We start from the raw sequence: 26,474 nt of genomic DNA, 5'->3' as shown, positions 1-26,474 counted from the left end.
GCCCGCATTGCTGCGCCTCGCGATCGTCGCACGCAGCCGGCGCCAGCCGCTTAGTCAAGGGTTCCGAGATGAGTTTCACCGATATCGCCACCCGGGTTCACAACCACAATTACCGGATGGACCCCGTCGTCCGCACGCTGCTCGACACCGATTTCTACAAGCTGCTGATGCTGCAGCTGATCTGGATGAAGCATCGGGATACGCCGGTCACGTTCGGGGTGATCAATCGATCGAAATCGGTCCGTGTCGCCGACGAGGTCGAGATCGGCGAATTGCGGGCGCAGCTGGACCATGCGAGGACCCTTCGACTCTCGAAGCGGGAAATGATCTGGCTCGCCGGCAATACGTTCTACGGGAAGAAGCAGATCTTCCGGCCCGAATTTCTGTCGTGGCTCGAGACCTTCGCGCTTCCGGAATACGAAGTCGAAGTTCGTGACGGTCAGTACGAACTCCGGTTCGCCGGACCCTGGCCGCTCACGACGATGTGGGAAATTCCGGCGCTCTCGATCATCAACGAACTGCGCGCACGCAAGGCGATGCGCAATATGGGGCGCTTCGAACTCGACGTCCTCTATGCGCGCGCCAAGGCGAAGCTGTGGGGCAAAGTTGAGCGATTGCAGGTGCTGAAGGCGACCGGGCGATTGAAAGTTGGTGATTTCGGCACCCGTCGCCGGCATGGATATCTGTGGCAAAGGTGGTGCTGCGAGGCCTTGCAGGAGGGCATCGGCGACGCTTTCATCGGCACCAGCAACGTCCACGTCGCCATGGAAATCGGCTCGGAGGCGATCGGCACCAACGCGCACGAACTGTCGATGGTCTATGCGGCGCTGGCGGGCGATGACGATGAGCTCGTCGCATCATCCCGCTACGCGGTGCTCGACGATTGGCGTAACCTGTATGACGGCAACCTGCTGGTCATCCTTCCGGACACCTATGGGACGACGTCGTTCCTGCGCAATGCGCCCGACTGGGTGGCGGATTGGACCGGCGCGCGCCCGGACAGCAAGCTGCCGATCGAGGGCGGCGACGAATTCGTCGCGTGGTGGAAAGCCAAGCGGCGAGACCCGAAAGAGAAACTGCTCGTGCTGTCCGACGGCATGGACATCGACTCCATCGAGCAATCCTTCCGGCACTTCAAGGATCGCGTCCGGGTCAGCTTCGGCTGGGGCACCAATCTGACCAACGATTTCCGCGGTTGCGCGCCGAACGGCGGCAACGCCCTCGATCCGATTTCGCTGGTGTGCAAGGTCGTCGAGGCGGCAGGTCGCCCGGCCGTGAAACTGTCCGACAACCCCACAAAGGCCACGGGTCCAGACGCGGAAGTCCGGCGGTATCTCGGAATCTTCGGGACGGAAGGCATGACGGATCACGCCATCGACGTGTGATCAATCCGTCCGCAGGTCCGTCCGCATCAAGTGATTCGGACTTTCGATCCGGATGCCGCGGCACCGACGCCCGGCCGGGATGATTCGCAGTCGAGAAGACGGCTGAACGCGTCACGAAAAAGAAAAAGCAGGGCGCTTGCCCTGCTTAAAAACTGTGTCGACCCTAATATTTTCCCGAATGATTTGGATTTATTCTTTTGTTTGACGGGCGACGCTGCATTGTTGCGCGTCAGGGTTCCTCCCGAGACTTGGACCGCCAGACTTCGCCCGAGGGCTTTGCCTGTTGCCATATTCGTAGCGGAAGTTTTTTGACTTGTCACCATTTCCGGCAACGAATGTTCAAATTTAAGGCACGCGGTGAAACGAACGAAAACTCGCCAGATGCGCGTGACTGTCGATATCATGCCAGATCGCGGCTTCCGACGCGGTGAGCCTGGCGCAATCGACAGCGGTAAAACTGCATGATATTTCGCCATGATGGAGCACAGGCTGTGATGCGCCGACGTCTCGGGCGGATGATTCCGGTTTTCGCGGTCGCGCTTCTGGTGCAACTGCTGTCGCCGATCGGCGCGTTCCGTTTCGTCGCCTCCGCGATCGCCGATCCGCAGAATTCCATCCACCTTTGCTCTGCAATGGCGTCCGCCGACGACGGCGAGACGCAACCGGCCGAGCGGGGGCATGACGGCGCCTGCTGCGCGGTCTGCTCGGTGGGGCTCGGCGGCGGTCCGACGGCTGCACCGGCGAGCCAGGATTTCGCCGTCATCAAGCGACCGCATCAGCGCGTGATCTGGTCGCTGACGGAGCCGGCGCTGCCCGTCTCGCGCGCCCGCGTGACCGCGCAGGCGCGCGCGCCGCCCCCACCCATCGCCGCTTAACAACCAACAGCTGCAGCGATCGCGCAGCCGTTTTCGACCATTTCGATGGACCGGAGTTCGAAGGCGAATGCCTCATGCAGGCGCCTGACGCTGGTCCGTTTCATCCCCATCAAATCCCAGCGAGGATCCGACCATGAATCCATTCATCCGCACATTCGCCTCTGCGGCTATCGTCAGTCTGCTGTCCGTCGCCGCGCAGGCGGCCGAAATCAAGGCCGGCGATCTGGTCATCACCCAGGCCTGGAGCCGCGCCACGCCGGGCGGCGCCAAGGTCGCAGGGGGCTACCTGACGATCGAGAACAAGGGCGCGACCGCCGACCGCCTGATCGCGGGGGCGGCCGACGTCGCCGGCAAATTCGAGATCCACGAGATGTCGATGGACAACGGCGTGATGAAGATGCGCCAGCTCGACAAGGGGCTGCCGATCGAGCCCGGCAAGACCGTCAAGCTTGCGCCGGGCGGCTACCACATCATGCTGATGGATCTGAAGGGGCCGCTGAAGGAAGGCGAGAAGGTGCCTGTCACCCTGCAGTTCGAAAAGGCCGGCAAGGTCCAGGTCACGCTCGACGTCGCCGACATCGGCGCCAAGTCGCCGGACGACGCCGGCGGCAGCATGATGAAGATGGACCACAAGGGCCATTCCGGGATGAAGCACTGATGCGGCGTCGTTTTGGGATCGCGATGGCCGCCTGTGCGGCCGTCGCGGCAATCGGCGGACCCGCGGTGGCCCATGTCTCGCTGCAGCCCAATGAGGCGGCGGCCGGCAATTACTTCCAGACGGCCCTCCGCGTGCCGCATGGTTGCGACGGCACCGCCACGCTCGCTGTGCGGGTCAAAATTCCGGACGGCGTGCTGTCGGTGAAGCCGCAGATGAAGCCCGGCTGGAGCATCGAGATCAAAACCCGCAAGATCGAGGGCGAACAGCCGAAACTGCACGGCAAGACCATCACCGAGACGGTCGACGAGGTGGCGTGGCGCGGCGGGCCGTTGCCCGATGCGTTCTACGACACCTTCGGTCTGGTGATGAAACTGCCCGACGCGGCCGGAAAGACCCTGTACTTCCCGGTGGTGCAGGAATGCGAGAACGGCGTGCATCGCTGGATCGAGATCCCGGCCGCCGGGCAAAAGCCCGACGCGCTGAAGGAGCCCGCGCCGACGCTGCGGCTGAAGCCGAAGGCTCCGTGATCGGAGCTCCCGCCCGGTCGCGACGCAATGCCGGGCGATGGCTGGCATGGGTGACGGCGCTCGCCGTCCTCATGCTGCCGTCGCTCGCGCACGCCCACGCCAGCCTGGTCGCCAGCGATCCCGCCGCCGAGGCTGTGCTGGAGGCCGCGCCGGCGACCATCACCCTGACCTTCAACGAGCCGGTCACGCCGCTGGCGCTGCAATTGATCGACGCCAAAGGCCGGTCGACCCCGATCATCGATATCGCGGGCGAAGGCGACACGTTGCGTTTTGCGCCGCCGGTGCCGCTCGGTGCGGGCGGTCATGTGGTGAGCTGGCGGGTCGTTTCGGCCGATGGCCATCCGGTCGGCGGCTCGCTGACATTCTGGATCGGCGCGCCGGGCACCGGCCTGCCGGCGATCGTGGTACCGGACGATCCGGCGCGGCGGACGGCGATCTGGGCGACGGGCATCGTCATCCAATCTATGCTGCTGGCCGCGACCGGCGGCGCCTTCTTCCTCGGCTGGATCGCGAATTGGGCGGCTGGGCCCGGCATGGTCGCCGGCTGTGCTGCGGCCGCGATCGTCGGCTTCGGCGCGCTCGCACTGTCGGTCGGTCTGCAGGGCCTCGACATACTGGACCTGCCATTCGCGCAGCTCGGCAGCGCCGCGGTTTGGCGGGAAGGGGCGTCCGGCTCGTTCGGCCGGGCCACGACGATCGCTGCGGTCGCATTCGGGCTGACGCTGCTGGCGCTGCTGAGCCGCGGCTGGCTGGCGCGGTGGCTGTCGCTCGGCGCGGTGCTCGGCGTCGGCGCCGCATTCGCTGCGAGCGGCCATACCGCGACCGCCGATCCGCTTTGGCTTGCGGCCTCGGCGATGCTGATCCACGGCGTCAGTCTGGCGATGTGGATCGGGGCGCTGGTCCCGCTGGCGGTGGCGGTCGGGACCGACCGCGCACCGGCCGACACACTACGCCGGTTTTCGCGCGCGATCCCGGTCGCGATCGCCGCGCTGCTGATCAGCGGCGTCGTGCTCGGCGCGATCCAGCTCGGCCGCGTCGAGGCGCTGTGGCGCTCCGATTATGGCCGCATCCTGATCGCCAAGCTGGCATTGGTCGCGTTGCTGCTGCTGGTCGCGCTGTGGAACAGACTCCGCGTGACGCCGCAGTTCGCGGCCGGCGACGGGCGCGCGGGACCGGCGCTGCGCCGGATGATCGCAGCCGAACTGGTGCTGGTGATCGCGATCCTCGGCGTGGTCGGGCTGTGGCGGTTCACCCCGCCGCCACGTGATGCCGCTGCCGTTGCGGAGCAGGCTGTAATTGCCCATGTCCACACCGAACGGGCGATGGCCAACGTCACCCTGACGCCCGGCCGTGCCGGTCCGATCGAGATCGCGGTCACGCTGCAGACGCCCGACGAGGCGCCGCTGCTGGCGCAGGCGCTGACCGTGACGCTCGCCAATCCGGATGCCGGGATCGAGCCGGCCTCCGCCGAGGCGCAACGTCAACCTGACGGAGCTTGGCAGGTGCGGATGTCGGCGCCGCTGCCGGGGCGCTGGACGCTGACGCTCGGCATTCTGATTTCCGATTTCGACAAAGTGACGATCGAGACGTCGGTCGTGATCCGCTAGTCATCGGTACCGGCGCCCGTTCGTAAAGTCGCGCAGAATCCGGCGTTTTTCGCAAAGTTGCGCAGTCGCACCCTTGTGTTTTGCTGCCTGATCCGGTTTCACTGGCGCAAACCAGCTTTCCCCTGATTCTTGAGTAAATCCCATGCGTTTGTCGCGATTCTTCCTGCCGATCCTGAAGGAAAACCCGAAGGAAGCCGAGATCGTCTCGCACCGCCTGATGCTGCGCGCCGGGATGCTGCGGCAGGAGGCCGCCGGCATCTATGCCTGGCTGCCGCTCGGCCATCGGGTGCTGAAGAAGATCGAGCAGATCGTGCGCGAGGAGCAGAACCGCGCTGGCGCGATCGAGCTGCTGATGCCGACGCTGCAGCTCGCCGATCTGTGGCGCGAGAGCGGCCGCTACGACGCCTACGGCCCGGAGATGCTGCGGATCAGCGACCGCCACAAGCGTGAATTGTTGTACGGTCCGACCAACGAGGAAATGATCACCGAGATCTTCCGCGCCTATGTGAAGTCCTACAAGAGCCTGCCGCTGAATCTCTATCATATTCAATGGAAATTCCGCGACGAGCAGCGCCCGCGCTTCGGCGTGATGCGGGGCCGCGAATTCCTGATGAAGGACGCGTACTCGTTCGACGTCGATGAGGCCGCCGCGCGAAAATCCTACAACCGGATGTTCGTCGCGTATTTGCGAACCTTCGCCCGGATGGGGCTGAAGGCGATCCCGATGCGCGCCGAGACCGGGCCGATCGGCGGCGACCTCAGCCACGAATTCATCGTGCTGGCCGAGACCGGCGAGTCCGGCGTGTATTGCGATCGCGACGTGCTGAACCTGCCGGTGCCGGACGAGACCGTCGATTATGACGGCGATCTGACGCCGATCATCAAGCAGTGGACCTCGGTCTATGCGGCGACCGAGGACGTGCACGACGCAGCACGCTACGAGAGCGAAGTGCCGGAGGCCAACCGGCTGAACACCCGCGGCATCGAGGTCGGCCAGATCTTCTACTTCGGCACCAAATATTCCGACTCGATGAAGGCCAATGTCGCTGGTCCCGATGGCACCGATACGCCGGTTCACGGTGGCTCCTACGGCGTCGGCGTGTCACGCCTCGTCGGTGCGATCATCGAGGCCTGCCATGACGAGAACGGCATCAAATGGCCGGAGGAAGTCGCGCCGTTCCGGGTCGCGATCCTGAATCTGAAGCAGGGCGATGCCGCGACCGATGCCGCCTGTGAGCAGCTCTACAAGGAGCTGTCCGCCAAGGGCGTCGACGTGTTGTACGACGACACCGATCAGCGCGCCGGCGCGAAATTCGCGACCGCCGATCTCATCGGGATTCCGTTGCAGGTGCTGGTCGGTCCGAAGGGGCTGGCCGATGGCAAGATCGAGCTGAAACGGCGCAGCGACGGCTCGCGGGAGAACATCGCGTTGGCGGAGGCGGTCGCGCGGCTCGCGCGTTAAGAATTATCCACCGGCGGCTCGGCTGAAATTAGCCCGAATCGTGTGAAATTCGGAGCATGGATCACAGCATGACTGAGCCAGTTCGAACTCCTCCTTTCGCGCCATTCGAATGGCTCCTGTCCGGGCGCTATTTGCGTGCGCGTCGCCGTGAGGGTTTCATCTCGGTGATCGCCGGCTTCTCGTTTCTCGGCATCATGCTCGGGGTCGCGACGCTGATCATCGTGATGGCGGTGATGAACGGCTTCCGCAAGGAACTGCTCGACAAGATCCTCGGCCTCAACGGCCATCTTCTGGTGCAGCCGCTGGAAAGCCCGCTCACCGACTGGAAAGAGGTCGCCGACCGCATCAGCGGCGTGGCGGGCATCAAGCTCGCGGCTCCGGTGATCGACGGCCAGGCGCTGGCGTCGTCGCCGTTCAATGCGTCCGGCGTGCTGGTGCGCGGCATCCGCGCCGACGATCTCAACAATCTTTCGTCGATCGCCAACCACATCAAGCAGGGCACGCTCGACGGCTTCGACGAGGGGCAGGGCGTTGCGATCGGGCGCAGGCTCGCCGATCAATTGTCGCTGCATGCCGGCGACAGCGTCACGCTGGTCGCGCCGCGCGGCGCGGTGACGCCGATGGGCACCACGCCGCGGATCAAGCCGTACAAGATCTCCGCGGTGTTCGAGATCGGCATGTCTGAATACGACTCGACCTTCGTGTTCATGCCGCTGAAGGAGGCGCAGGCCTATTTCAACCGCAACAACGACGTCACCGCGATCGAGGTCTACACCACCAATCCGGACAAGATCGACGCCTTCCGCAAGAGCGTCACCGAGGCCGCGGGCAGGCCCGTCTTCCTGGTCGACTGGCGGCAACGCAATTCGACGTTCTTCAACGCGCTGCAGGTCGAGCGCAACGTGATGTTCCTGATTCTCACGCTGATCGTGCTGGTGGCTGCGCTGAACATCGTTTCCGGCCTGATCATGCTGGTGAAGGACAAGGGCAGCGACATCGCCATCCTGCGTACGATGGGCGCGACGCAGGGCTCGATCATGCGGATTTTCCTGATCACCGGCGCTGCGATCGGCGTGGTCGGCACGCTGACCGGCTTCGTCGTCGGGCTGGTGATCTGCCTCAACATCGAATCGATCCGGCAGTTCCTGTCCTGGGTGACCAATACCGAGCTGTTCTCGCCGGAATTGTACTTCCTCTCGAAGCTGCCGGCCGAAGTCGATTTCGCCGAGACCAGCGCGGTGGTGATCATGGCGCTGACGCTGTCGTTCCTGGCGACGCTGTATCCGTCCTGGCGGGCGGCGCGGCTCGATCCCGTCGATGCACTCCGCTATGAGTGAGGCGCAGGACATGACGCAGGATCTGGAGCAGGGCGCGGAAGACATCCCGGTCGTGTATCTGCACGACATCAAGCGGCAATACGTCCAGGGCGAAGCGACGCTGACGATCCTCGACGGCGCCAAGCTGGCGCTGTGGGCGGGGCAGTCGGTGGCGCTCGTGGCGCCGTCCGGCTCCGGAAAATCGACGCTGCTGCACATCGCCGGCCTGCTGGAGCATGCCGACGAGGGCGAGGTCTATGTCGGCGGTGCCGCGACCTCGGCGCTGACCGACGCCGAGCGCACCCAGATCCGGCGCACCGATATCGGCTTCGTCTACCAGTCGCACCGCCTGCTGCCGGAATTCACCGCGCTGGAAAACGTGATGATGCCGCAGATGATCCGCGGCCTGAAGCGCAGCGAGACTGTCAGCCGCGCCAAGGAAATCCTGGCCTATCTCGGGCTGGCCGACCGCATCACCCATCGCCCCGCGGAATTGTCGGGCGGCGAGCAGCAGCGTGTCGCTATCGCGCGCGCGGTGGCGAACGCTCCGCGGGTGCTTTTTGCCGACGAGCCGACCGGCAATCTCGATCCGCACACCGCCGATCACGTCTTCCAGGCGCTGATGCAACTGGTGCGGGCGACGCGCGTGGCGATGCTGATCGCCACCCACAATATGGAGCTGGCCGGCCGGATGGATCGCCGGGTGTCGCTCGAAAACGGCGTCGTCGTCGAACTGGAATAGGCGCGGCGGCTGCAGTTCGTCATTCCGGGGCGCTCGCGTGAGCGAGCGAACCCGGAATCTGAAACGAGCACTCTGAAACAAGCACAGCGGCTCCCCGGCTTCGCCCAACAACCTCGAGATTCCGGGTTCGCGCCGGACGGCGCGCCCCGGAATGACTGGCTGGGCGACCGATGCGGGCGGCCTCAGTGCCGGCGGCGTTGCTTGCGCAGCTTCTTTTTCGCGGGCTGCGGCGCGGTGTACCACGGGTTTTCGATGCACTCGGCGGCGCGACCCGAGGCCGACATCCGGCATTGCGGGATCGACGTGTAGCTGCACTCGTCGTACCAGTCGCGGTAGTTGTGATAGATCCGCAGGCAGACCGGATAGTCGCGAGCCTCTGCGATCCCGGTCAACCCGAGCAGGGCCAGCATCCCGACCAGCAGTGTCTTGCGCATCTCGACCTCCCTGTGATCCGCCGCAGGCTCAGCGCGCGCGATGCCGCCGCGCCGGCCCTGCGGGCGGCTGATACCATGGATTGGTGACGCATTGCCCGGCGATGCCAGACGCCGCGGGCCGGCATTGCTCCATCGACATGTAGCGGCACTGGTCGAACCGCACCGGGCCGTAGATCCGCAGGCAGACCGGATAGTTGTCGTAAGGCGCCTGGGTTTGCGCCGCGGCTGCCGATGGCAGCGCAAAGGGCGACGCCAGGGCAGCCAACAGAACCGCAGACAAAACGCGCATCGGTATCTCCGAAAATGAGGGCCCCGATCGGGCTGAAGCTCGGCATCGACTCAGCCACGGGCTCATCGCTGATCCCGTGCGCCCGCAAGCATTTTACGTCAACGCCGCCGGCGGCCGAAGAGTCACCGCTGGATAGCGGGGATGTCGACGTTTTGTTAACGCTTCGCGAGCGCCCCGATGCGGGTACCTTGACTCAGGAACAAAATGAGAACAATGTTCTTCGTATGTTCACGTAGTCAGGGAGCGGACGATGTTGAAGATCTTCATTCAGGAAGCTGCGGCGCTGACGTCGATTGCGCTGTTCATCGGCATGGTGGCGGTGTGGGCGCAGGTGCTGCCGCAACTCTGAGGCAGCGGCCGGCGAGGCTGCGCCGATCGCCGAAGGCGATGCGGCAACAGCGGGGATAAGGGGGCGCGGCCGACTTGCGCGGCGGTGTCAGGCGGACCACCATTCCCGCCGAGTCGGCTGCGCGGAGCGCGCGCCGGCCGAGCACCTTCTCACTGCACGCCATCCACGCCCGATCGAGAGCCGCACCGCCGATGAGCAACGCCGGATTCGTCCATCTGCACGTTCACTCGGCCTATTCGCTGCTGAAGGGCTCGATGAAGATCGCGCGGCTGGCGGAACTCGCCAAGGCCGACCACCAGCCGGCGCTGGCGTTGACCGACACCGACAACATGTTCGGCGCGCTGGAATTCTCCGACAAGCTCGCGGGATCGGGCATCCAGCCGATCGTCGGCCTCGAGCTCGGAGTCGATTTCGGCGACCAGGATCCGACCTCGCGCAACGCGGCGCTGGCGGCGCCGGCGCGGATCGTGCTGCTGGCGACGCGCGAGCGCGGCTATCGCAGCCTGATGCGGCTGAACTCGCGGGCGTTCCTCGAGACCCCGGTGAACCAGCCGCCGCACATCAAGTTCGACTGGCTGGATGGCGAGACCGAGGACGTGATCGCGCTGACCGGCGGGCCGGACGGTCCGATCTCGCTGGCGATGCTGACCGACCCGGCGCTCGGCCGGCTGCGCTGCGAGCGGCTGGCGCAGGCGTTCGGCGACCGGCTCTATGTCGAGCTGCAGCGCCACAACACCGATTTCGAACGGCGCGCGGAAGCCGGCCTGATCGACATCGCCTACGACATGGGGCTGCCGCTGGTCGCGACCAACGAGCCGCATTTTGCCACCGCCGACGATTTCGAGGCCCACGACGCGCTGCTGTGCATCGCTTCCGGCAAGCTGATCGCCGAGACCGACCGCGTCCAGCTCACCCCCGACCACCGCTTCAAGACCCGCGCCGAAATGGCGGTGCTGTTCGCCGATCTGCCGGAGGCGCTGGCCTCCACCGTCGAGATCGCGCAGCGCTGCGCCTATCGGCCGCTGACCCGCAAGCCGATCCTGCCGCTGTTCACCGTCGGCGCCAGCGTCAGCGACGCCGAGGAGGCGGCCGCCGCCGAGGCCGCCGAGCTGCGTCGCCAGGCCGAGCAGGGGCTCGCCGACCGGATGCGTATCCACGGCCTGTCGCAAGGCATGACCGAAGAGGACTATCGCAAACGGCTCGCCTTCGAGCTCGACGTCATTACGCGGATGAAGTACGCCGGCTACTTCCTGATCGTGTCCGACTTCATCAAATGGGCCAAGGCGCACGGCATCCCGGTCGGCCCGGGCCGCGGCTCGGGCGCCGGTTCGCTGGTGGCGTATTCGCTGACCATCACCGACCTCGATCCGATCCGGTTCGGCCTGCTGTTCGAGCGCTTCCTCAATCCGGAACGCGTCTCGATGCCGGACTTCGACATCGACTTCTGCCAGGACCGCCGTGGTGAAGTGATCGAATACGTGCAGCAGCGCTACGGCCGCGATCAGGTCGCGCAGATCATCACTTTCGGCACGCTGCAGGCGCGCGGCGTGCTGCGCGACGTCGGCCGTGTGCTGCAGATGCCGTACGGGCAGGTCGACAAGCTGACCAAGCTGGTGCCGCAGAATCCGGCCGCGCCGGTGACGCTGAAACAGGCGATCGAAAGCGAACCGAAGCTTCAGGCGTTTCGCGACGAGGACCCGGTCGTCGCCCGGGCCTTCGACATCGCGCAGAAGCTCGAGGGCCTGACCCGGCACGCCTCGACCCACGCCGCCGGCATCGTGATCGGCGATCGGCCGCTCAGCGATCTCGTGCCGATGTATCGCGATCCGAAATCCGACATGCCGGTCACCCAGTTCAACATGAAATGGGTCGAGCCGGCGGGTCTCGTGAAGTTCGACTTCCTCGGCCTGAAGACGCTGACGGTGCTTGACGTCGCGGTGAAGCTGCTCAAGCAGCGCGACATCCACATCGATCTGGCGACGCTCGGGATCGAGGATCCCACCAGCTATCAAATGCTGGCGCGGGGCGATGTGGTCGGCGTGTTTCAGGTTGAAAGTCAGGGCATGCGCCGTGCGCTGGTCGACATGCGCCCGGACCGTTTCGAGGACATCATCGCGCTGGTCGCGCTGTATCGCCCGGGCCCGATGGCCAACATCCCGACCTATTGCGCGCGCAAGCACGGCGACGAGGAGCCGGAATACCTGCATCCGATGCTGGAGCCGATCCTGAAAGAGACGTTCGGCGTCATCATCTATCAGGAACAGGTGATGCAGATCGCCCAGGTGATGGCCGGCTATTCGCTCGGCGAAGCCGACCTGCTGCGCCGCGCGATGGGCAAGAAGATCCGCGCCGAGATGGAGAAGCAGCGCGCCATCTTCGTCGAGGGCGCGACCAAGAACGGCGTGCCGAAGGATTCCGCTGACACCATCTTCGATCTGCTCGCGAAGTTCGCCGACTACGGCTTCAACAAGAGCCACGCCGCGGCCTACGCGCTGGTGTCGTATCACACCGCCTATATGAAGGCGCACTATCCGGTCGAGTTCATCGCCGCGTCGATGACGCTCGATCTCAACAACACCGACAAGCTGTCGGAATTCCGCGCCGAGGCGCAGCGGCTCGGCATCAAGGTCGAGCCGCCTTCGGTCAACCGCTCCGGCGCCACCTTCGAGGTCGGCGAAAACACCATCTATTACGCGCTCGCCGGCCTCAAGGGCGTCGGCCAGCAGGCGGTGCAGCAGATCGTCGAGGCCCGCGGCGACAAGGTGTTCGCGTCGATCGCCGACTTCGCCGCCCGCGTCAGCCCGCGTGCGATCAACAAGCGCGTCGTCGAATGTCTGGCCGCCGCCGGTGCGTTCGACTGTCTCGATTCCAATCGCGCGCGGGTGTTCGCCGGCGCTGACGCCATCGTCGCGGCCTGCCAGCGCAGCCACGAGGCCTTCACCAGCGGCCAGAACGATATGTTCGGCGGGCTCGCCGATGCACCGCAGGTGATGCTGCCGCAGATCGAGCCGTGGCTGCCGGCGGAGCGGCTGCGGCGCGAATACGACGCGATCGGATTCTTCCTGTCCGGCCACCCGCTCGACGATTACGCCATCGCGCTGAAGCGGTTGCGGGTACAGTCCTGGGCCGATTTCTGCAAAGCGGTGAAATCCGGTGCCACCGCCGGCAAGGTCGCCGCCACCGTGGTATCGCGGATGGAGCGGCGCACCAAGACCGGCAACAAGATGGGCATCATGGGCCTGTCCGACCCGACCGGGCATTTCGAGGCGGTGCTGTTCTCCGAGGGGCTGGCGCAATATCGCGAGGTGCTGGAGCCGGGCGCCGCGGTGCTGCTGCAACTCGGCGCCGAACTGCAAGGCGAGGACGTCCGCGCCCGGGTGCTGCATGCCGAGCCGCTCGACGCCGCCGCGGCCAAGACCCAGAAGGGGCTGCGGATCTTTCTGCGCGACACCAAGCCGCTCGATTCGATCACAAAGCGCTTGCAGCCACCGGACCCCAAGGTCGCGGGCGGCAACATCGCGCTGGTGCTGCGGCTCGACCCGCACACCGAGGTCGAATTCGAGTTACCGGGCCGGTTCCAGGTTTCGCCGCAGATCGCCGGTGCGATCAAGGCCGTGACCGGCGTGGAGCTGGTCGAGACCCTCTAGGGGCGAGGCTGGTTTCGGCGCCGCTGCGGCTTCGGATTCGACTGGAACTGCGCCGCCCCGGCGGTCGCGGGCCTTTCGCGGCCGCGCGGCACCCGTTATGAAAGGTTCACAGATCGGGACTGCGCGTCAGGAGAACATTATGGCAGCCAAGACGAATTTCCGGGGGTCGTTCACCGCCTTGGTTACGCCTTTCAAGAACGGTTCGCTCGACGAGCAGGCTTTTCGCAGTCTGGTCCAATGGCAGATCGCAGAAGGCACCCACGGACTGGTGCCGGTCGGGACCACGGGCGAAAGCCCGACGCTGAGCCATGAGGAGCACCACAAGGTCGTGGAATGGTGCGTCGAGGAGGCCAAGGGGCGGGTGCCGGTGATCGCGGGCGCCGGATCGAACTCGACCCGCGAGGCCGTCGAGCTCGCCAGGCACGCCGAGCAGGCGGGCGCGGACGCCGTCCTGGTGGTGACGCCGTACTACAACAAGCCCACCCAGGAGGGCATGTATCAGCACTTCAAGGCGGTCAATGACGCGATCGGAATTCCGATCATCATCTACAATATCCCGCCGCGATCCGTCGTCGATATGTCGGTCGACACCATGAGCCGGCTGTTCGAGTTGAAGAACATCGCCGGCGTCAAGGACGCCACCGCCAATCTCGGACGGGTATCGCAGCAGCGCCATGCGATGGGGCCCGATTTCATTCAGCTCTCCGGCGAGGACATGACCGCGCTGGCCTATATGGCGGCGGGCGGTCACGGCTGCATCTCGGTGGTTTCCAACGTCGCGCCGAAGCTCTGCGCCGACCTGATGGGGGCGGTGCTCGCCGGCGACTATCCGGGCGCGCTGAAGATCCAGGACCGGCTGGTCCCGTTGCACGATGCGGTGTTCAAGGAGCCCGGCGTGGCCGGCGCCAAGCACGGCTTGACGCTGCTCGGCCGGATTCAGGAAGAGGTGCGGCTGCCGCTGATGCCGGTGACCGAGCCGACCGGCAGCACGATTCGCGCCGCCATGATGCATGCCGGACTGCTGAACTGATTTTCACGGACCAGCACGACGAGGTTGCGCACCGGAAATGCTGAGGGTGGTCGGTATGCTCAAGGAATTCCGTGAATTCGCGATGAAGGGCAATGTCGTCGACCTCGCGGTCGGCGTCATCATCGGCGCGGCGTTCGGCGGCATCGTCAGTTCGCTGGTGGCCGACGTCATCATGCCGATCATCGGCTCGATCACCGGTGGGCTCGATTTCTCGAACTACTTCACGCCGCTGTCGAAGGTGGTCACGGCGAACACGCTGGTCGAAGCCAAGAAGCAGGGCGCGGTGCTCGCCTGGGGCAACTTTCTGACGCTGACGCTGAACTTCCTGATCGTCGCCTTCGTGCTGTTCCTGGTGGTGCGGGCGATGAACCGGCTGAAGCGCAAGGAGGCGGCCGCGGCAGCGGCTCCGCCGAACCCGACCCCCGAGCAGGAACTCCTCGCGGAGATCCGCGATCTATTGAAGAGCGGCAACCGCCCGCAGGTCTAAGCGGGATAGAGAGATTCAGCCGCAATGGCCGAGAAGAACGAACGCCCGATCAAAGTGGTCGCGGAGAACCGCAAGGCGCGGTTCAACTACGCGATCGAAGACACCGTCGAGGCCGGCATCTCGCTGACCGGAACCGAGGTCAAGTCGGTTCGCGGCGGCAAGTCGACGATCGCGGAATCCTATGCCGATTCCCGCGGCGGCGAGATCTGGTTGATCAACGCCAATATCCCGGAATATCTGCAGGCCAACCGCTTCAACCACGAGCCGAAACGGCCGCGCAAATTGCTGCTGCACAGGAAGCAGATCAACAAGCTGATGGGAGCGGTCGAGCGTCAGGGCATGACCTTGATTCCGCTGAAGCTCTATTTCAATGAAAAGGGGCGCGCCAAGCTGCTGCTGGCGCTCGCCAAGGGCAAGCAGTTGCACGACAAGCGCGAGACCGAAAAGAAGCGCGATTGGAGCCGCGAGAAGGGCCGGCTGCTGCGGGCGCGGGGCTGACGCTTCGAGTGTTAGCTGCTCGGCTCGGCTTTACGCGTCCAGATCCGCGCGGACGCGCGCGAACACGTCGTGGAACATCTTCGGCGTCAGGACGCGGGTGTTGGTGTTGTAGCGCGAGCAATGATAGCTGTCGTACAGCCTCAGCGCACCGGCCTCGTGGACCGCGCCGTGTCCGAACGGCGCCTGTGAGGCGCGAAGGCCGAGCGCTTTCAGCGTGGAATCATGCGCGATCCGGCCGAGCAGCACGATGGCGCGCAGCTTCGTCATGGTCTCGATCGTCGTCGCCAGGAAGCGCCGGCAGGTATTGATCTCGACGGGCAGGGGCTTGTTCTGCGGCGGCACGCAACGCACCGCATTGCTGATCCGGCAGCCGACAAGCCGCAGCCCGTCGTCGGGCCGGGCCTGGAATTGCCCCGTCGCAAATCCGTATTCGATCAATGTCGCGTATAGCAGATCGCCGGCGTAGTCGCCGGTGAACGGACGGCCGGTGCGGTTGGCGCCCTGCACGCCGGGAGCGAGGCCGACGATCAGCAACCTGGCATCGGCGTCGCCGAACGAGGGCACCGGCGCGTTGTGCCAGCCGGGCTCACGCGCTCGCAGCTCGCCGCGGTACTCGGCGAGCCTCGGACACATCGGGCAATCGCGATCGGGTTCGGTGATCGGACGAAGAACGCCGGCCCGTGGGCCGCGCGTCGGTGCCTTGTCAGTCTTCGAAATCGTCGTCACCGCCCCTGGGCGCCATCGCAGCCGAGCGTTGCAGGAACTGAGGCGTGTGGCGGGGCTCACGCGGCGGCGGGCGGTCGGCCGGATCGCGGCCGATCTTGGACTGCAGTTCGACCAGGTCGGTGAAGACGTCGGCCTGGCGCCGGAGTTCGTCGGCGATCATCGGCGGCTGGCTCGAGATCGTCGAGATCACCGTGACGCGGACGCCGCGTCGCTGGACCGCTTCGACCAGCGAGCGGAAGTCGCCGTCACCGGAGAACAGCACCATCTGGTCGATATGCTCGGCCAGTTCCATGGCGTTGACCGCAAGCTCGATGTCCATGTTGCCCTTGACCTTGCGGCGGCCACTGGCGTCGATGAATTCCTTGGTCGCCTTGGTGACCACGGTGTAGCCGTTGTAGTCCAGCCAATCGATCAGCGGACGAATCGAGGAGTATTCCTGATCCTCGATGATGGCAGTGTAGTAAAAGGCGCGGACCAGAGTGCCGCGACCATGAAATTCTTTGAGGAGACGTTTGTAATCGATATCGAAACCGAGTGTCTTTGCAGTCGCATAAAGGTTGGCGCCGTCGATGAAAAGCGCGATTTTGTTGCTCGCAGGGGTGGACATCCAGATCTCTCGTGTTTTGTCGTTAGGTCTTTGGCGTGGCAGAAAAGCCAAGCGTTAAAGTCAAATTTTCACGAATAGCCGTCGGCTCGGGCTTCCGGCACAAACTTCAAACGCACGAAGCATCGACCGGTATTGTATACTTTTCTTTGTGAAAAGAAGCCATTTGTTGTCGGACCCGTGTTCGCCCCAGTGATTGGCTGCCAATCGCCGGATATTTGGTGCAATATCAGAGCGAGGGTTCACGGCCAAATGACAAATTGGTTCTTGCGCATCGCTTCAACCCCCTATACCTACGCCGGATAACCCGCATTTTGGTCCTTTGAACGGAGCGACTAGCGATGGCGCGCGTCACCGTGGAAGATTGTATTGATAAGGTCGACAACCGGTTCGACCTGGTCCTGCTGGCGGCGCATCGTGCACGCATGATCTCGTCTGGTTCGCAGCTCACAATCGACCGTGACAACGACAAGAATCCCGTTGTTTCGCTTCGAGAAATTGCCGAGCAGACGGTCTCGCCGGAGGATCTCAAGGAAGAGCTGGTGCACTCCCTGCAGAAGTTCGTCGAAGTCGATGAGCCGGAACAGGATACCGTTCCGTTGATCGGTTCGGCCGGCGCCAGCGTCGATGCCGACGACACCGAGGTCGCGCTGGAGCGCATGACCGAGGAAGAGCTGCTGAAGGGCCTCGAAGGCCTCGCGCCGCCGGAAGAGCAGCCCGAGGAAGACGAGTAGGGCGCGCATCGCTCCCGATCTCGTGTCCCGAATTCGTACAACGGCCCGGATTGCTCCGGGCCGTTTGTTTTGCGGCCCGGCGAAATGCCTTGCGGTCGATCAAACCTCTGTCGGATGGCTGGTTTTCGCGTTCAGCCGGCTTCCCATCATGGCAAAACACTTTAGTGTTGTGCGGTCGGATTTCCAGAAGATCTGAATCTTTCGACCGGTGTAATCCGCGGCGCCCGGCGCCGCGATTGAGGTTTTTTCGTATGGCGTCAGGCCGCCGCATCCCGAGACAGATGGAGGCCACGGCCGATTCGGCCACAGTGGCCGCGCCTGTCGTCGTCCCGCCGAAGCCGCGCGGCGCGCGGGCCCGGATGATGCGGCAGTACGACCTCGTCGAGCTGGTCCGGAGCTATAATCCGAACACCGACGAGGACATGCTCAACCGCGCCTATGTCTACGCGATGATGGCGCATGGCGAGCAGACCCGCGCCTCGGGCGACCCGTATTTTTCGCATCCGCTCGAAGTCGCGGCGATCCTGACCAATCTCAAGCTCGACGATGCCACCATCGTCGCGGCGCTGCTGCACGATACGATCGAGGACACCGAGGCGACCCGGACCGAGATCGACAAGCTGTTCGGCCACGAGATCGGCTCACTGGTCGAGGGGCTGACCAAGCTGAAGCGGCTCGAACTGGTGTCGCGCGAGGCCAAGCAGGCGGAGAACCTCCGCAAGCTGCTGCTGGCGATCGCCGACGACGTTCGCGTGCTGCTGATCAAGCTCGCCGATCGCCTGCACAACATGCGCACGCTGGACTTCGTGCCGCCCGCGTCGCGCCAGCGCATCGCCGAGGAAACCCTCGATATCTACGCGCCGCTTGCAGGCCGCATGGGCATGCAGGAAATGCGCGAGGAACTGGAGGATCTGTCGTTTCGCACGCTCGATCCCGAGGCCTTCGCGGTGGTGATGCAGCGGCTCGACGCACTGGCGGAGCGCAACCGCAATCTGATCGGCGAGATCGAAACCCAGCTCTGCGCCAATCTCGCCAAGAACGGCATCTCCGCCGAGGTCACCGGCCGGCGCAAGCGGCCGTTTTCGATCTGGACCAAGATGGAGCGCAAGTCGGTCGGCTTCGAACAGCTCTCGGACATCTACGGCTTTCGCGTCGTGCTGAAGGATGTCGAGGCCTGTTACCGCGCGCTCGGTGTCGTGCACACCACCTGGCCGATGGTCCCGGGACGGTTCAAGGACTACATCTCGACGCCGAAGCAGAACGATTATCGCTCGCTGCACACCACGGTGATCGGCCCCGGCCAGCAGCGCGTCGAGCTGCAATTCCGCACCCAGGACATGAACCAGATCGCGGAATACGGCATCGCCGCGCACGCGTTCTACAAGGACGGCGTCGGCTCGCCGACCGAACTGCTCAACCGCGAATCCAACGCCTTCGCCTGGCTGCGGCACACCGTCGAGATGCTGTCGGAGAGTTCGAATCCCGAGGAATTCCTCGAGCACACCAAGCTCGAGCTGTTCCACGACCAGGTGTTCTGCTTCACGCCGAAGGGCAAGCTGATCGCGCTGCCGCGGGCCGCCAACGTCATTGATTTCGCCTATGCGGTGCACACCGACGTCGGCAACAGCGCGGTCGGCTGCAAGATCAACGGCAAGTTCGCGCCGTTGTCGTCGGAACTGCAGAACGGCGACGAGGTCGAGGTGCTGACGTCGAGCGTGCAGTCGGCGCCGCCGGCGGCGTGGGAGTCGCTGGCGCGAACCGGCAAGGCGCGCGCCGCGATCCGCCGCTCCACCCGCACGGCGATGCGGGACCAATATGCCGGCCTCGGCCGCCGGATCGTCGAGCGGCTGTTCGCGCGCGCCAAGATCGAATATGCCGACGACAAACTGAAGGGCGCGCTGCCGCGGCTGGCGCGGGCCTCGATCGAGGAGGTGATGGCCTCGGTCGGGCGCGGCGAGATGAAGGCGTCCGACGTCGCCCGCGCGATGTACCCGGACTACAAGGAAGAGCGCACCGCGCGGTTCGGCGGCAAGAAGCCGGAGAAGTCCGGCGCCAAAGTCGTCGGCGAGCCGAGCAAGGTCGGCGCAGCGGTGCCGATCGGCGGGATCCACTCCGGACTGCCGGTGAAATTCGCGCCGAACGGCGGCGCGGTGCCGGGTGATCGGATCATCGGCATCGTGACGCCGGGCGAGGGCATCACGATCTATCCGATCCATTCGCTGGCGTTGAAGGACTTCGAGGAAGAGCCGGAGCGATGGCTCGATGTGAAATGGGACATCGACGAAACGACGCCGCAGCGCTTCCCGGCGCGGCTGTTCGTGCAGAACGTCAACGAGCCGGGCAGCCTCGCGCAGATTGCCGGCGTGATCGCCGAGCACGACGGCAACATCGACAACATCAACATGAGCCGGCGCTCGCCGGACTTCACCGAACTCACCATCGATCTCGAGGTCTATGACCTCAAGCATCTCAGCGCCATCATCGCCCAGCTCCGCGCCAAGGCGGTGGTGGCCCACGTCGAGCGCGTCAATGGATAGCGCGGCGCCGCAAGTCCTTCCGTAGTACGTCCCGCAGGTTCAACATGCCGAAATTCTCTCCGCTGCGTCTCGGGGTCAACATCGATCACATCGCCACGGTGCGCAATGCGCGCGGCGGCCGCCATCCCGATCCGGTGCGCGCCGCGCTGGCCGCGATCGAGGCCGGTGCCGACGGCATCACCGCGCATCTGCGCGAGGACCGCCGCCACATCCGCGACAACGACATGGAGCGGTTGAAGGCGGAGATTTCCACCCCTCTGAATTTCGAGATGGCGGCGACGCCGGACATGGTCCGGATCGCGCTCGGCGTGAAGCCGCACGCGGTCTGCCTGGTTCCGGAGCGGCGCGAAGAACTCACCACCGAAGGCGGCCTCGACGTCGTCGGCCAGCGCGACTCGCTGGCGCCCGCGATCGCGCGGTTCAACGACGCCGGCGTTCGCGTGTCGCTGTTCATCGCCGCCGACCCCGCGCAGATCGAGATGGCCGCTAGACTGAAGGCGCCGGCGATCGAGCTGCACACCGGCGCCTGGTGCGATGCCATCACCGACGACGAACCGGCGCGGGCGTCGGAGGAGTGGCGGCGGATCGTCGCCGGCGCCGCGCTGGCGCAATCGGCCGGGCTCGAAGTCCATGCCGGCCACGGCCTCGATTACGCCACCGCCGAGACGATCGCGGCGCTGCCGCAGATCGTCGAACTGAATATCGGCTTCTACATGATCGGCGAGGCGCTGTTCGTCGGCCTCGGCGAGACGGTGAAGGCGATGCGGGCGGCGATGGACCGCGGCCGCGCCAGGGTGATCGCGGCATGATCATCGGCATCGGCTCCGACCTTATCGACATCACCCGGATCGCCAAGGTGATCGAACGCCATGGCGAACGGTTCCTCGACCGCATCTTCACCGAGACCGAGCAGGCGAGGGCCGGGCGGCGCGACAAGCAGCCGAACCTGGTGGCCGCCACCTATGCCAAACGGTTCGCGGCCAAGGAGGCGTGTTCCAAGGCGCTCGGAACCGGGATTCGCCAGGGCGTCTGGTGGCGCGATATGGGCGTGGTCAATCAACGGGGCGGCCGGCCGACGATGCTGCTGACCGGCGGCGCCAAGGCGCGCCTCGATGCCCTGACCCCGGCCGGAATGATCGCCCAGATCGATCTCTCGATCACGGATGAATGGCCGCTGGCGCAGGCCTTCGTCGTCATTTCGGCGATTCCTGCGGTCGCGTCCGGCGCTTGACGCAGGGCTTCCGCCACAGGAAAAGTGACTGATACGTCATAGGATTAGCGAGTTTTGTCGGGACGGTTGATTGCACCCTTGCCGACAACAGTCTACAACCGCGCGGAACCCCCTGCGGGTCGAATCTGTGGTGAAGCAGCCTTGTCGGGCCTTCGCCGTCTCCAGCAGCTTCTCATCGCGAAGCGGTCCGCTTCACCTGAGAACAGTCGTCCACCGCGCGGCCTCCCGCGACGGGAATCGGGAAAGCGATGAGCGTGACATCCGGTACGAAATCTGAAAGCGGCATCGGCGAAACGATCCGTGTCGTCATTCATGCCCTCATCATCGCGCTGGTGATCCGCACCTTCCTGTTCCAGCCCTTCAACATCCCGTCCGGATCGATGAAGGCGACGTTGCTGGTCGGCGACTATCTGTTCGTGTCGAAATATTCCTACGGCTACAGCCACTATTCGATCCCGCTGTCTCCGCCGATCTTCTCCGGCCGGATCTTCGGCTCCGAGCCGAACCGCGGCGACGTCGTGGTGTTCCGGCTGCCGAAGGACGACTCCACCGACTACATCAAGCGCGTGATCGGGCTGCCCGGCGACCGCATCCAGATGCGCGAGGGGCTGCTCTACATCAACGAAAAGCCGGTGGTGCGCGAGCGGCTGCCCGACTATGTCGGCGAGGACCCGTGCGGCTCGGACGCCACCGCTCGCGTCAAGCGCTGGAAGGAGACACTGCCGAACAACGTCTCCTACGAGACGCTCGATTGCGTCGACAACGGCTTCTACGACAACACCAACGTCTACACCGTGCCGCCCGGCAACTTCTTCATGATGGGCGACAACCGCGACAATTCCACCGACAGCCGGGTGCTGTCCGCGGTCGGCTATGTTCCGTTCGAGAACATCATCGGCCGCGCCCAGATGATCTTCTTCTCGATCGCCGAGGGCGAACACGCCTGGCAGATCTGGCGCTGGCCGACCGCGGTGCGCTGGAGCCGTATCTTTTCGATTGTGCGATGATCGAGGATGTAACCAGCATCGACAGCCCGCCGATGGCCAGCGATGCGGCTGCGCCGGCGACGCCGGCCGAGCCGCCTGCCGGGCGCAAGCGGCGCAGCAAGGCAAAGTCGAAGGCCATGGCGGTCGCGATCGAACAGCGGATCGGACATAGCTTTGCCGATCCCTCGCTCCTGAACACTGCGCTGACCCATGTCTCCGCTTTGAAGTCTGCGCGCAACCGCGCCGACAGTTATCAGCGGCTGGAGTTCCTCGGCGACCACGTGCTCGGCCTCGTCGTCTCCGACATGCTGTATCGCGCCTTTCCGAACGCCGACGAGGGCGAACTATCGAAACGCCTCGCCGACCTGGTGCGCAAGGAAACCTGCGCCGACGTCGCGCGCAGCCTCGATCTCGACGAAGGCGTCCGGCTCGGCACCGTCGGCGCCGGCGCCGGCGCGCGTTTGCGCAAATCCGTGCTCGGCGACATCTGCGAGGCCGTGATCGGCGCGGTGTTTCTCGATGGCGGCTATCCGGCCGCGGCCGAATTCGTGCAGCGCAACTGGACCGAGCGGATGCGCAAGCCGACGCGCTCGCTGCGCGACCCCAAGACCGTGTTGCAGGAATGGGCGCAGGGCAAGGGCCTGCCGACGCCGGTGTATCGCGAGGTCGAACGCACCGGGCCGCATCACGATCCGCAATTCCGCGTCGCCGTCAGCCTGCCGGGGCTCGATCCCGCCGAAGGCGTCGGCGGCAGCAAGCGCGCCGCGGAGAAAGTCGCCGCCTCGGTGATGCTGGCCCGCGAAGGCGTCAGCGCTGGCGGTCACGATGCCTGAAACCACTGATGCGGCTCCGGCCACCCGTTGCGGCTTCGTCGCGCTGATCGGCGCCCCGAACGTCGGCAAGTCCACGCTGGTCAATGCGCTGGTCGGCTCCAAGGTCACCATCGTGTCGCGCAAGGTGCAGACCACGCGCGCGCTGATCCGCGGCATCGTCATCGACGGCGGCTCGCAGATCGTGCTGGTCGATACGCCCGGCATCTTCGCGCCGAAGCGCCGGCTCGATCGCGCGATGGTGCGGACGGCCTGGACCGGCGCGCACGACGCCGATCTGGTGTGCGTGCTGCTGGACGCTCGCAGCGGGATCGACGAGCAGGCTGAGACGATCTTCGGCAATCTCGAAAATGTCGGTCATCCGAAAGTGCTGGTGATCAACAAGATCGACCTGGTGCCGCGCGAAAAGCTGCTGGCGCTGACGCAGGCGGCCAACGAGCGGCTGCGGTTCGATCAAACCTACATGGTGTCGGCGCTGTCGGGCGACGGTGTCGACGATCTCCGCAGCGGGCTCGCTGCCGGCGTCCCTGTCGGCCCGTTCCACTATCCCGAAGACCAGATGTCGGATGCCCCGCTGCGGCATCTCGCGGCCGAGATCACCCGCGAGAAGATCTTCCGCAAGCTGCATCAGGAACTGCCGTATCAGTCGACGGTCGAAACCGACGTCTGGACCGAGCGCAAGGACGGCTCGGTGCGGATCGAGCAGACGATCTTCGTCGAGCGTGAAAGCCAGCGCAAGATCGTGCTCGGCAAGGGCGGAGCGACGATCAAGTCGATCGGCGCCGAAGCCCGCAAGGAAATCGGCGAGATCCTCGAACAGAAGGTCCACCTGTTCCTGTTCGTCAAGGTGCGGGAGAACTGGGAGAACGACCCGGACCGCTACCGCGAGATGGGCCTCGAATTTCCGAAGGAATAGCGGCGCCGCAATGAGCGTTCCCAAGAATGTCTACTGGTTCGAGGTGCTGCTGCTGGCATCGCTGATGCTCGATTGCATCTCGGTCGCGTTTCAGGACCGCACGATGGATCCCGAGATGTCGGCCAGCGTCATCGCCGCCGCCAACACCATCGCCGCGGCGCTGATCATGCTGCTGACCTATCTGGTCTGGCTCGCCGCCCATGGCCGCAAGAAATGGGCACGCGCCGTGCTGACCGCGTCGCTGGTGTTCTCGGTGGTGTCGCTGATGCAGATCATCGCGAGCAGCGGCCTGGAAGCCGGTCTGTGGATCGACATCGTGTCTTCCGCGCTGACCGCGGCGGGGATCTATCTGTCCTACACCGGCGACGCCCGCGGCTGGTTCAACGCCTGAGGCTCGTCCGCCACGGCTGCGCTCCGGCGAATAATCCTGTACGATCATTCCATGGAATGGAGCGACGAGGGCATCATTCTCGGGGTTCGGCGGCATGGCGAGGCCGGCGCGATCGTCGAGTTGTTGACGCGCGGCCACGGCCGTCATCTCGGGCTGGTGCGCGGCGGCGCGTCGTCCCGGCTGCGGCCGCTGCTGCAACCCGGCAACAGCGTGCTCGCGGTGTGGCGCGCGCGACTCGACGAACATCTCGGTTACTATCAGCTCGAAGGCACGCGGATGCGCGCCGCCACGATGCTGGCGTCGTCTCACGCGGTCTACGGCATCACCCATCTCGCGTCGCTGGCACGGCTGCTGCCGGAGCGCGACCCGCATGAAGACATCTACGAGATGCTGGAGCACACGCTCGACGATTTCGACGACGTCGCCGGGGCCGCGACGCATCTGATCCGGTTCGAACTGGCGATGCTGGCCGAGCTCGGCTTCGGCCTCGATCTGTCGTCCTGCGCCGCGACCGGCGCGACCGCCGAACTGATCTACGTCTCGCCGAAATCCGGCAGCGCGGTGTCGCGCTCAGCCGGCGAGCCGTGGCGCGACAAGCTGCTGCGGCTGCCCGGCTTTCTGCGCGACGACCATGACGGCCGCAACGGCTGGTCCGATCAGGATCTGCGCGACGGCTTCGAACTAACCGGCCGGTTCCTGCTGCGCAACGTGCTGGAGCCGCGCGGGCAGGGGCATTCTGACGCGCGGGATGGTTTCATCAACGCGGTGACGAAGCTGCTGGCGCGGGTCGCGCCGCCCTGAACACGCCACGGGGCGCCTATTTGTATCGCGGGAGCCGCTGTCCCGGCAGCAGATCGTAGGGCGAGCGCCAGCCCGGCAAGGCCGCGATCCGGCCGAGCCATGCGTTCACTGCCGGGTGGTGAGCGGGCAGGTCGAAGCCGGTCTCATCGTCGGGAAACGACAGATAGGCCATCATCGAAAAATCGGCGATGGTCGGTGCATCGCCGGCGACGAAGGCGTGGTCGCGCAGATGCCTGTCGAGGATGGTGAGCGCATCCTCGATCCGCCGGCGGAAATACGCCTGAACGTCCTGGTTCGCCGAGGGCATGAAGGTGCGGGCGAAGCGGTAGGTCGCGCAATAGCTGCTGAGCTTGTGGTTGTCCCAGAACAGCCAGCGCAGCACTTCGAACCTGTCGTCTGCACCGGCGCCGCCGAACCGGCCGTAGCGCTCGGCGAGCTGCAGCAGGATCGGCGCGGTCTGCGTCAGCCTGACGCCGTCTTCTTCAAGCACCGGAATTTCGCCCATCGGATTGACGCGCGCCCGCCACTCGGGCGTCCGCGTCACGCCGCTGCCGAAGTCGGTCCAGACCGGCTCGAAGCTCTGCCCGCACAGCGTCAGCATCAATGCGAGCTTGTAGCTGTTTCCGGATTCGGGGAAATAATGCAGGCGGTAGGTGGGCATTCGGCTCTCTCGAGGCTGGCAGCGGCGGTCGCGGCAGGTAGCGTTCAGAGAAATGAAACAGAAGTTTTGTAAAATAGAACAAATGTTCCGTCAACCGAGGCCGGGAACGCTGCTGCGAGCAGGATGGTTATGATCGAGATTGTGGAGATCAACGATCGCGAGCGCCCTGTGATGGAGGCGACGTTGCGCCTGATCGGGCGGAGCGGGCTCAAGGGCGTCACACACAGGGCGGTGGCCGCCGAAGCCGGCGCGTCGCTGGGCGCCATCACCCATCATTTCGGAACACGCGACCTGCTGGTCGAAGCCGCGCTGAATTTCGCCTTGATGCGGGAGGTGAGGCGTCTGCGCGCGCTGGCGCTGAGCCTGCAGAGCGACGCGCTCGACGTGGACGCGTGGATCGACGCGCTGGTCGGCTGGTACGCCAAAGAGCTCGGCTCCGACGCCGAGATCCACATCGCCTGTTACGAGGCGTTCCTGGCGGCGGCGCGCGACGATCGCTATCGTCCGATTGTTGCCGAATGGTACGCGACCTGGCGGCGCAGCGCCGAGCTGGCGCTGACCGCAGCGGGCTCCGGTGCGCCGCGGCTCCACGCGGAAATCTTCGTCTCGGCGCTGGTCGGGATCGTGCTGCCTTGTCGGAACTGGTGCGCGGCCTGATCGGAAGCAGCGGGCGGACGTAAGCAGGTCGAAGGCTGTTCGAAGCCTCATTGGCCTCAATCTGCTGCCCGATTGTGCCATCCGCAGCGGAAAC

Annotated in this window: 27 protein-coding genes; 22 read left to right on the top strand and 5 right to left on the bottom strand. The window is 65.2% G+C overall.

Annotation, left to right across the window (positions count from 1 at the left end; all coding sequences use genetic code 11):
* Positions 1 to 68: 68 nt before the first annotated feature.
* The 8 genes from ACTZWT_RS05545 to ACTZWT_RS05510 all read left to right on the top strand — a co-directional run bounded on the left by ACTZWT_RS05545 (position 69) and on the right by ACTZWT_RS05510 (position 8,572).
* A complete protein-coding gene (locus tag ACTZWT_RS05545) occupies positions 69 to 1,385 on the top strand; it encodes a nicotinate phosphoribosyltransferase (protein WP_444768708.1) in 1,317 nt (438 codons plus the stop codon).
* Positions 1,386 to 1,879: 494 nt separating this feature from the next.
* Entirely contained in the window at positions 1,880 to 2,260 is a 381-nt protein-coding gene (locus ACTZWT_RS05540; protein ID WP_444768707.1) for a DUF2946 family protein, read from the top strand.
* 133 nt (positions 2,261 to 2,393) lie between these two features.
* Entirely contained in the window at positions 2,394 to 2,918 is a 525-nt protein-coding gene (locus ACTZWT_RS05535) for a copper chaperone PCu(A)C (protein ID WP_444768706.1), read from the top strand.
* Positions 2,918 to 3,445 (top strand): YcnI family protein, encoded by a 528-nt coding sequence (locus ACTZWT_RS05530; protein ID WP_444768705.1) that lies wholly within the window; start codon positions 2,918 to 2,920, stop codon positions 3,443 to 3,445. The genes ACTZWT_RS05535 and ACTZWT_RS05530 overlap by 1 nt, the downstream gene beginning before the upstream one ends.
* Entirely contained in the window at positions 3,442 to 5,052 is a 1,611-nt protein-coding gene (locus tag ACTZWT_RS05525; RefSeq protein WP_444768704.1) for a copper resistance CopC/CopD family protein, read from the top strand. Before ACTZWT_RS05530 ends, ACTZWT_RS05525 begins: the two co-directional genes overlap by 4 nt.
* 142 nt (positions 5,053 to 5,194) lie before the next feature.
* Positions 5,195 to 6,514, top strand: a complete 1,320-nt coding sequence (proS, locus tag ACTZWT_RS05520; RefSeq protein WP_444768703.1) for a proline--tRNA ligase — start codon at positions 5,195 to 5,197, stop codon at positions 6,512 to 6,514.
* Between the two features lie 56 nt (positions 6,515 to 6,570).
* Positions 6,571 to 7,851, top strand: coding sequence for a lipoprotein-releasing ABC transporter permease subunit (locus ACTZWT_RS05515; RefSeq protein WP_444768702.1), 1,281 nt, complete (start codon positions 6,571 to 6,573; stop codon positions 7,849 to 7,851).
* Between the two features lie 22 nt (positions 7,852 to 7,873).
* Positions 7,874 to 8,572: an ABC transporter ATP-binding protein gene (locus ACTZWT_RS05510; RefSeq protein WP_444769209.1), complete on the top strand. Its 699-nt coding sequence runs from the start codon at positions 7,874 to 7,876 to the stop codon at positions 8,570 to 8,572.
* A 182-nt stretch (positions 8,573 to 8,754) separates the two neighbouring features.
* Here ACTZWT_RS05510 and ACTZWT_RS05505 read toward each other — a convergent pair whose 3' ends face one another.
* Both ACTZWT_RS05505 and ACTZWT_RS05500 read right to left on the bottom strand, forming a co-directional pair.
* The gene (locus tag ACTZWT_RS05505) at positions 8,755 to 9,006 is read right to left on the bottom strand and encodes a DUF3551 domain-containing protein (protein ID WP_444768701.1); all 252 of its coding nucleotides are present in this window, start codon (positions 9,004 to 9,006) and stop codon (positions 8,755 to 8,757) included.
* A gap of 28 nt (positions 9,007 to 9,034) precedes the next feature.
* On the bottom strand, positions 9,035 to 9,295 hold the full coding sequence (locus tag ACTZWT_RS05500; RefSeq protein ID WP_444768700.1) for a DUF3551 domain-containing protein: 261 nt from the start codon (positions 9,293 to 9,295) through the stop codon (positions 9,035 to 9,037).
* Positions 9,296 to 9,835: 540 nt separating this feature from the next.
* Here ACTZWT_RS05500 and dnaE point away from each other — a divergent pair.
* The 4 genes from dnaE to smpB all read left to right on the top strand — a co-directional run bounded on the left by dnaE (position 9,836) and on the right by smpB (position 15,306).
* Positions 9,836 to 13,291, top strand: coding sequence for a DNA polymerase III subunit alpha (gene dnaE, locus ACTZWT_RS05495; protein WP_444768699.1), 3,456 nt, complete (start codon positions 9,836 to 9,838; stop codon positions 13,289 to 13,291).
* Positions 13,292 to 13,430: 139 nt separating this feature from the next.
* Complete coding sequence (gene dapA, locus ACTZWT_RS05490; RefSeq protein WP_444768698.1) at positions 13,431 to 14,321, top strand: 4-hydroxy-tetrahydrodipicolinate synthase; 891 nt, start codon at positions 13,431 to 13,433, stop codon at positions 14,319 to 14,321.
* A gap of 55 nt (positions 14,322 to 14,376) precedes the next feature.
* On the top strand, positions 14,377 to 14,808 hold the full coding sequence (mscL, locus tag ACTZWT_RS05485; protein WP_444769208.1) for a large conductance mechanosensitive channel protein MscL: 432 nt from the start codon (positions 14,377 to 14,379) through the stop codon (positions 14,806 to 14,808).
* Positions 14,809 to 14,832: 24 nt separating this feature from the next.
* Complete coding sequence (gene smpB, locus ACTZWT_RS05480; protein ID WP_444768697.1) at positions 14,833 to 15,306, top strand: SsrA-binding protein SmpB; 474 nt, start codon at positions 14,833 to 14,835, stop codon at positions 15,304 to 15,306.
* Between the two features lie 30 nt (positions 15,307 to 15,336).
* On the opposite strand, the gene ACTZWT_RS05475 is transcribed toward smpB, so the two are convergent.
* Both ACTZWT_RS05475 and ACTZWT_RS05470 read right to left on the bottom strand, forming a co-directional pair.
* Positions 15,337 to 15,939 carry a uracil-DNA glycosylase gene (locus ACTZWT_RS05475; RefSeq protein ID WP_444768696.1) on the bottom strand — a complete coding sequence of 201 codons (603 nt, stop codon included), beginning with the start codon at positions 15,937 to 15,939 and terminating at the stop codon, positions 15,337 to 15,339.
* Positions 15,940 to 16,009: 70 nt separating this feature from the next.
* Positions 16,010 to 16,639: a LabA-like NYN domain-containing protein gene (locus tag ACTZWT_RS05470; RefSeq protein ID WP_444769207.1), complete on the bottom strand. Its 630-nt coding sequence runs from the start codon at positions 16,637 to 16,639 to the stop codon at positions 16,010 to 16,012.
* Between the two features lie 338 nt (positions 16,640 to 16,977).
* Between ACTZWT_RS05470 and rpoZ the strand changes: the two genes are divergently transcribed.
* The 9 genes from rpoZ (at position 16,978) to recO (ending at position 25,062) form a co-directional block, all read left to right on the top strand.
* Entirely contained in the window at positions 16,978 to 17,370 is a 393-nt protein-coding gene (gene rpoZ, locus ACTZWT_RS05465; protein WP_011441495.1) for a DNA-directed RNA polymerase subunit omega, read from the top strand.
* A gap of 251 nt (positions 17,371 to 17,621) precedes the next feature.
* Positions 17,622 to 19,907, top strand: coding sequence for a RelA/SpoT family protein (locus ACTZWT_RS05460; protein WP_444768695.1), 2,286 nt, complete (start codon positions 17,622 to 17,624; stop codon positions 19,905 to 19,907).
* A 44-nt stretch (positions 19,908 to 19,951) separates the two neighbouring features.
* A complete protein-coding gene (locus tag ACTZWT_RS05455) occupies positions 19,952 to 20,716 on the top strand; it encodes a pyridoxine 5'-phosphate synthase (RefSeq protein ID WP_444768694.1) in 765 nt (254 codons plus the stop codon).
* Positions 20,713 to 21,138: a holo-ACP synthase gene (gene acpS / locus ACTZWT_RS05450; protein ID WP_444768693.1), complete on the top strand. Its 426-nt coding sequence runs from the start codon at positions 20,713 to 20,715 to the stop codon at positions 21,136 to 21,138. The genes ACTZWT_RS05455 and acpS overlap by 4 nt, the downstream gene beginning before the upstream one ends.
* Before the next feature lie 248 nt (positions 21,139 to 21,386).
* A complete protein-coding gene (gene lepB, locus ACTZWT_RS05445) occupies positions 21,387 to 22,145 on the top strand; it encodes a signal peptidase I (protein ID WP_444768692.1) in 759 nt (252 codons plus the stop codon).
* Entirely contained in the window at positions 22,142 to 22,957 is an 816-nt protein-coding gene (rnc, locus tag ACTZWT_RS05440; RefSeq protein WP_444768691.1) for a ribonuclease III, read from the top strand. The genes lepB and rnc overlap by 4 nt, the downstream gene beginning before the upstream one ends.
* Positions 22,950 to 23,870 carry a GTPase Era gene (gene era, locus ACTZWT_RS05435; protein WP_444768690.1) on the top strand — a complete coding sequence of 307 codons (921 nt, stop codon included), beginning with the start codon at positions 22,950 to 22,952 and terminating at the stop codon, positions 23,868 to 23,870. Before rnc ends, era begins: the two co-directional genes overlap by 8 nt.
* A 10-nt stretch (positions 23,871 to 23,880) precedes the next feature.
* The gene (locus tag ACTZWT_RS05430) at positions 23,881 to 24,261 is read left to right on the top strand and encodes a hypothetical protein (protein ID WP_444768689.1); all 381 of its coding nucleotides are present in this window, start codon (positions 23,881 to 23,883) and stop codon (positions 24,259 to 24,261) included.
* A gap of 51 nt (positions 24,262 to 24,312) precedes the next feature.
* Positions 24,313 to 25,062: a DNA repair protein RecO gene (gene recO / locus ACTZWT_RS05425; protein ID WP_444768688.1), complete on the top strand. Its 750-nt coding sequence runs from the start codon at positions 24,313 to 24,315 to the stop codon at positions 25,060 to 25,062.
* A gap of 16 nt (positions 25,063 to 25,078) precedes the next feature.
* Here the strand turns inward: recO and ACTZWT_RS05420 are convergent, their stop codons facing one another.
* The gene (locus ACTZWT_RS05420) at positions 25,079 to 25,723 is read right to left on the bottom strand and encodes a glutathione S-transferase family protein (RefSeq protein ID WP_444768687.1); all 645 of its coding nucleotides are present in this window, start codon (positions 25,721 to 25,723) and stop codon (positions 25,079 to 25,081) included.
* 129 nt (positions 25,724 to 25,852) lie between these two features.
* Between ACTZWT_RS05420 and ACTZWT_RS05415 the strand changes: the two genes are divergently transcribed.
* Positions 25,853 to 26,380 (top strand): TetR/AcrR family transcriptional regulator, encoded by a 528-nt coding sequence (locus ACTZWT_RS05415; protein WP_444768686.1) that lies wholly within the window; start codon positions 25,853 to 25,855, stop codon positions 26,378 to 26,380.
* Positions 26,381 to 26,474: the final 94 nt, after the last annotated feature.

It is taken from the genome of Rhodopseudomonas sp. NSM (assembly GCF_052445935.1).
GTDB lineage: Bacteria > Pseudomonadota > Alphaproteobacteria > Rhizobiales > Xanthobacteraceae > Rhodopseudomonas.
Note: the sequence above shows the minus strand (reverse complement) of the source record. Positions and strands in the feature narration are given on the sequence as shown.